Source organism: Okeania sp. SIO2F4, from assembly GCF_010672385.1.
Classification (GTDB): domain Bacteria; phylum Cyanobacteriota; class Cyanobacteriia; order Cyanobacteriales; family Microcoleaceae; genus Trichodesmium.
Map to the genome: position 1 here is coordinate 1 of NZ_JAAHGT010000715.1, position 5,073 is coordinate 5,073.

General features: G+C 33.6%; 4 protein-coding genes and 1 pseudogene. 1 reads left to right on the forward strand and 4 read right to left on the reverse strand.

Annotated elements, in window-relative coordinates; translation table 11 throughout:
• Positions 1-739 (forward strand): annotated as a pseudogene (locus F6K22_RS31115) (hypothetical protein); the annotation flags it as partial.
• A 496-nt stretch (positions 740-1,235) separates the two neighbouring features.
• On the opposite strand, the gene F6K22_RS31120 reads toward F6K22_RS31115, so the two are convergent.
• The 4 genes from F6K22_RS31120 to F6K22_RS31135 all read right to left on the reverse strand — a co-directional run bounded on the left by F6K22_RS31120 (position 1,236) and on the right by F6K22_RS31135 (position 5,035).
• Positions 1,236-1,823 (reverse strand): anthranilate synthase component II, encoded by a 588-nt coding sequence (locus F6K22_RS31120; RefSeq protein ID WP_293107163.1) that lies wholly within the window; start codon positions 1,821-1,823, stop codon positions 1,236-1,238.
• Positions 1,824-3,436: 1,613 nt separating this feature from the next.
• Positions 3,437-3,946 carry a diacylglycerol kinase family protein gene (locus F6K22_RS31125; protein ID WP_293107166.1) on the reverse strand — a complete coding sequence of 170 codons (510 nt, stop codon included), beginning with the start codon at positions 3,944-3,946 and terminating at the stop codon, positions 3,437-3,439.
• A gap of 103 nt (positions 3,947-4,049) precedes the next feature.
• A complete protein-coding gene (gene ybeY, locus F6K22_RS31130) occupies positions 4,050-4,601 on the reverse strand; it encodes an rRNA maturation RNase YbeY (RefSeq protein ID WP_363274815.1) in 552 nt (183 codons plus the stop codon).
• A 230-nt stretch (positions 4,602-4,831) separates the two neighbouring features.
• Positions 4,832-5,035: a DUF3285 domain-containing protein gene (locus F6K22_RS31135; RefSeq protein WP_293107172.1), complete on the reverse strand. Its 204-nt coding sequence runs from the start codon at positions 5,033-5,035 to the stop codon at positions 4,832-4,834.
• Positions 5,036-5,073 lie beyond the last annotated feature (38 nt).

Sequence of the window (5,073 nt, forward strand, 5' to 3'; positions counted from 1 at the left end):
TGCTCAATTATCCTTAGAAAAAGGCTCTGTGAAAAATATACCTATTCTGAATGCTGAAAATCAATTAATTCCTGCAAATAAAGTTTTAATACCTGATGCTCATTGGTGGATAGATTATATTGATAATAACCGTCTATTACATCCTCAAGTTTCTCCCAAACTAGCAAAGTTAGCAGGTAGTTTATCTTTACTCAGAGATGTAATTGAAATTCCTAAAAATGTTCAACCTCCTGATGAAAACCAATCTAATGAATGGTGTATAAAATGGCAAAATACTCTCAACTCTACAAAATTCGTTGATAGTTTACAGAGATTAATTTTTCACTACCATGACTCGGAATTAGAAATCGATATAAACTGGTTAAAAACAGCTAAAGTTATTCCTGCAAATCAGATTAATGTAGATTTAGTTTTACAGGATAAAAGTTTAGTTGCCTCATCTATTCCTGGAGTTTATTACTTTGATGCTGACCAGAGAATTTTTTATATTACTACCAGTTATAGTAGATCTATTATGCTTTGTTATTTGGCAGAAGTTATTAACAGTCAACTGGGAAATTTTTCCCTAGATAATCTTTTACCTCTTGCCAGTATTATTGATGACGAACCTGAAAATATTAGTGTGCTATTAGATGAATTGAGAATTAGGTCTTTTCACAATCAGGAGAATGTTGATTCATCTCCAGATTCTACAGACACTAAAAATAGTAATAATCAGATCTACTGGGGAGCATTTTAATCAGTTATTAGTTATCAGTTATCACTTATCACTTAAAGATTTTTTCTAGTTTCATCTACTCCCCTAATTCTTAGGGAGAAAATTTTTGATTTAACTACAACGTCTTAGTTATGAGATTTTAGATATAGGTCTGAGCGATCGCCGAGTGACCTAGACACTATTGATTTAACTCAAACGTCTTAGTTAAATTTTGACACTTAGCTTCTGACTCAGGTGAGGAAATATCATCCCTCAATATTATTGCTTTTTAAAATTCAACTTAACTAGCCAATTTTTTAGTCTTACAAGAAAACTAACTATGTACTTTGATTTAACTACAACGTCTTAGTTATGAGATTTTAGATATAGGTCTGAGCGATCGCCGAGTGACCTAGACACTATTGATTTAACTCAAACGTCTTAGTTAAATTTTGACACTTAGCTTCTGACCCAAGTGGGTAAATATCACTCTTCCTTTTTCCTTCTTCCCTCTTTCTTCCCTCTACCATTCAAATTGTTATAATTCTGCCAAAAAATTTCTCAGTAACGACTTTCCAGAATTAGTCAAAATACTTTCGGGATGAAATTGTACCCCCTGAATATGAGGATAATTTCTATGTCTAACACCCATAATAGTTCCATCCTCAACCCATCCAGTAATTTCCAATACTTCAGGGCAACTTTCCCGTTCGATAACCAAACTATGATATCTAGTTGCAGTTATGGGATTATCTAATCCTTGAAAAATTCCTAGTTGATTATGATAAATCTCTGAAGTTTTACCGTGCATTAATTCTGGAGCAGCCACAATTTTTCCTCCGAATACTTGACCGATACTTTGATGACCGAGACACACTCCTAATATAGGTAAACTTTCTCCTAATTCTTGAATTAATGATTGAGAAATTCCTGCATCTTCTGGACGACCAGGACCAGGAGAAATAACAACTCCATCAGGTTTTAATTGCCTAATTTCTGCCACGGAAATTTTATCATTGCGGTAAACTTTAACATTAGCTGCAACTGCTAATTCAGTACCCAACTCACCCAGATATTGTACTAGGTTATAAGTAAAACTATCGTAGTTATCTATAACTATAATCAAAGTATTTTACTCCTTTATTGTAAGCATTCAACTATTAGCTGTCAGCTCTCAGCTTTTTAATGAATAATAAATTAAGCAAGCATTCATTTAACTTCTACTACATTTTAACTAATTCTTAGAAATCTCTCAATAGCTTTTTCCTCCTTTAAAGGTAAGAAAGCTGATAGCTGTTTCGCTGCGCGACATGAAAAGCGTTAGCTCCTCTGCAAGAGGCAGTTACGACCCAAGAGGCTAGCTGACCGCTGAATGCTTATCCTTTATTCCCTAGATGTATTTAATCATTTTACAAATGAGCGATCGCTTATTTCCATTACAAGCTAAGTAGGTAGGTCAAATGAAATAGAAAAAGGTGTAGGGAATAGGAATTAGGGATTAAAAATTTCTCTTGCTTCACCTGACACCAGCATCTAAATGTTTTATATTTATTTCTATCCACTTAGTTAATAGTTATTCGTTTTGTTAATTACAATTTTATACCAATTCACTTTAAATATGTCACAAATAGTTTCAAAATTTAGATGTGAAATAATTTCCTGAAATTACTGTAGTGTCAAAAAAGTTTTGAGTATATAAAATCTTACCTTTTAACTTTTAACTTTTAACTTCCGTGAAACGGTATAGTTTGCTGTAAGTCATAATAAATGAAAGAGAAGGCAGAGGGCAGAAGTTATGTTTTTCATTCAAGTGAAAAGCGCTATAAAATTCAATTTAAAATTCAGAAGATTAAATAATGTCCTAGAAATTGAGATAATCAACTAAATTTGATTTGTGAATAAAAATCATAAGTTAAACCAAACTAGCTTTTTCCTTTACTCCCCTATTCTTCTACTTCTATTTTAGGAAACTTTACTGAATCAATAATCTTGAGCTAGGCATAAACTTGATTAATTTAAACCCAGAAGTTAATAAGTAGTCGTGCCAAATAAATATCCTAGTTAAGAAAGGGAATAGGGAGCACTTAACTGGGAACAGGAAAATGATGTGTAATTAATTTTGCACAGGAACTTAGCAGTAAGAGCAGGATAAAAATAGTAACTAAAACAGAAAAAATTACTTCACCAACAACACAATCCTTGTAAGTATTTAGCAGTCATTTGTTAACCATTAGTCATTAGCTTAAAGTCGAGGGACTATTGAGAGACTGAGGAAAAATCCACAGGGAAAAGCAGATTAGCTAACCTTAGCTCTCATCGGGCAAGTTCTAGATTTCAAAAGGAATAATTATTTGAACTGACTTGTCAAAATCATACTTCAAGTTTATTGCTGATAGCTGATAGCTCAATACTTACTAATCCTGAACTATCCTCAAATAATTATTAGCAGTTTTGGAATTAAATCCACAGTATAATCAACCACTATATCTAATAATTCCATTAAAGCTATTTTCACTAAAGTTAGATTTACGATGGAACCCATTTGCCATTACTGCGATTCAGATTGTATGTAACACCTGTGCCAGCAATCAAAATTTGCAACATTAACAATTTTATGAAATAACAATTGATTAGCAAACTACCAACATTATAAATACTTTAATTATAGCTGTGGCAAAAGTAATTTTTGCTGTAAAAATTCAGATATTTTCAAGTAAAGGATGGCAAACAAGTTAATTGCTAACTGCCAAGAGCAGAAATAACTATATCTAATAAAGGGGATAAAATCAGATAACTTGCCACAAGTAATGCCACTATTGCTGAAACTAAAACTGCACCAGCAGCACAATCTTTAGCAATTTTTGCTAATTCATGGTAATGCTGTTTAACAGTTAAATCTACCACTGACTCAATAGCAGTATTCAACAATTCCATAGCCATTACCAATCCAATTGTTAATACAATAACTACTGTTTCTATAGGTTGTAATTTCAATAAAATACTCAAACCAATAGCTATAATACCGATAAAAGTATGAATGCGAAAATTACGTTGAGTCTGGAAAGCATAAGACAATCCTGCCCAAGCATATTTGAAGCTAGTAAAAAGACTATTTGCGACTTGCCAAGATAATTCTCTGTTCAGTTTCAATGTCTTTTTAGAAATATTTGGTTTGGAAGTAGCAGAATTTTTCGGTTGATGTATAAAAGGCACTTCATCGTAGGAGATTGATGACTCATTAAGTTTCATAAAGTATCCACCTCAGTTTGATTTTATATGCAAGGCCCAAATAATATAAGACTTGCTCGATTAATAGTTTATCCAAAAAGTCAAAAAGTTACTTTGAGTTTAGTCAATTGTCTGGAGTGATTTGTTCCCCAATAGTAATTCCAACAGCATGAAGCAAAAATAACTGTTGTTTGACCATCTTTTGCCAACTTTCTTCATCAAGATGATCCCATCCGAGCAGATGTAGAAAACCATGGGCAGCTAGCCAAGCTAATTCTATTGTTAATGGATGCCCCTGTTTTTTGGCTTGCCGAAATGCTGTTTCAATGGAAATTACTATATCACCCAGATATATTTGTATATCGGAATCTACTATTTTTAGCTGAGGAACATTTACTTCCAGAGTGGCAAAGGCTAAAACATCTGTTGGCTGATTCTGGTAACGATACTGACTATTAAGGGTTTGAATTTCAGAATCGTCTGTTAAACGTAGACTAAGTTCATAGTTTTGAGCAACTGGAATATCTGGTTGTAGGATTTCTAGCCATTTCCGAAACCAATATTCCCAATTCTGGGAAGATATGGGACAAAAGTTATCCCGATCGTCCTGGACCTTGAATTTTTTGACTTCTGACGGAGAAGATGACCAAAAACAATCCTGAATATTTACTTCCAAATACAACCGTAGAATTCTCCTTTCCGCTAAAAAATAGGATTTTATCCAACTACGCATTTAGGGCGCGGACATTGGTAAATCCTTTTGCGTTTTCGGCTGTCGCCGACATGAAACGCTTCGCGAGATGAATGCGTAGCATCCTGTAGGGAAACATTTGGGCACCGAAAACTGAGTAATAGATGACCTTTGATTTTTTACTTTTGACTTTTGACTTGCGCGTAGCGCTATAATTATCGCGTTAGGTAGGCAAGACCAACTAAAATGCCTATAAGTGTAATGGTTGTCAGGGCAAAATGTTTGAGGGATGTACCACCTTTCCTCACCATATTTCTCATAGCGAGTTTTACATAACTAGGTTTTGGTTCGGTTGTGGAAGTATTTGTTTCTGTCTCTGTTTGTTCGGAGTTTTGAGTAGATGAAGATAAATTATTCATAAAAATCAATGGGTTAAAGTTTTCGAGTAGTTGTTATA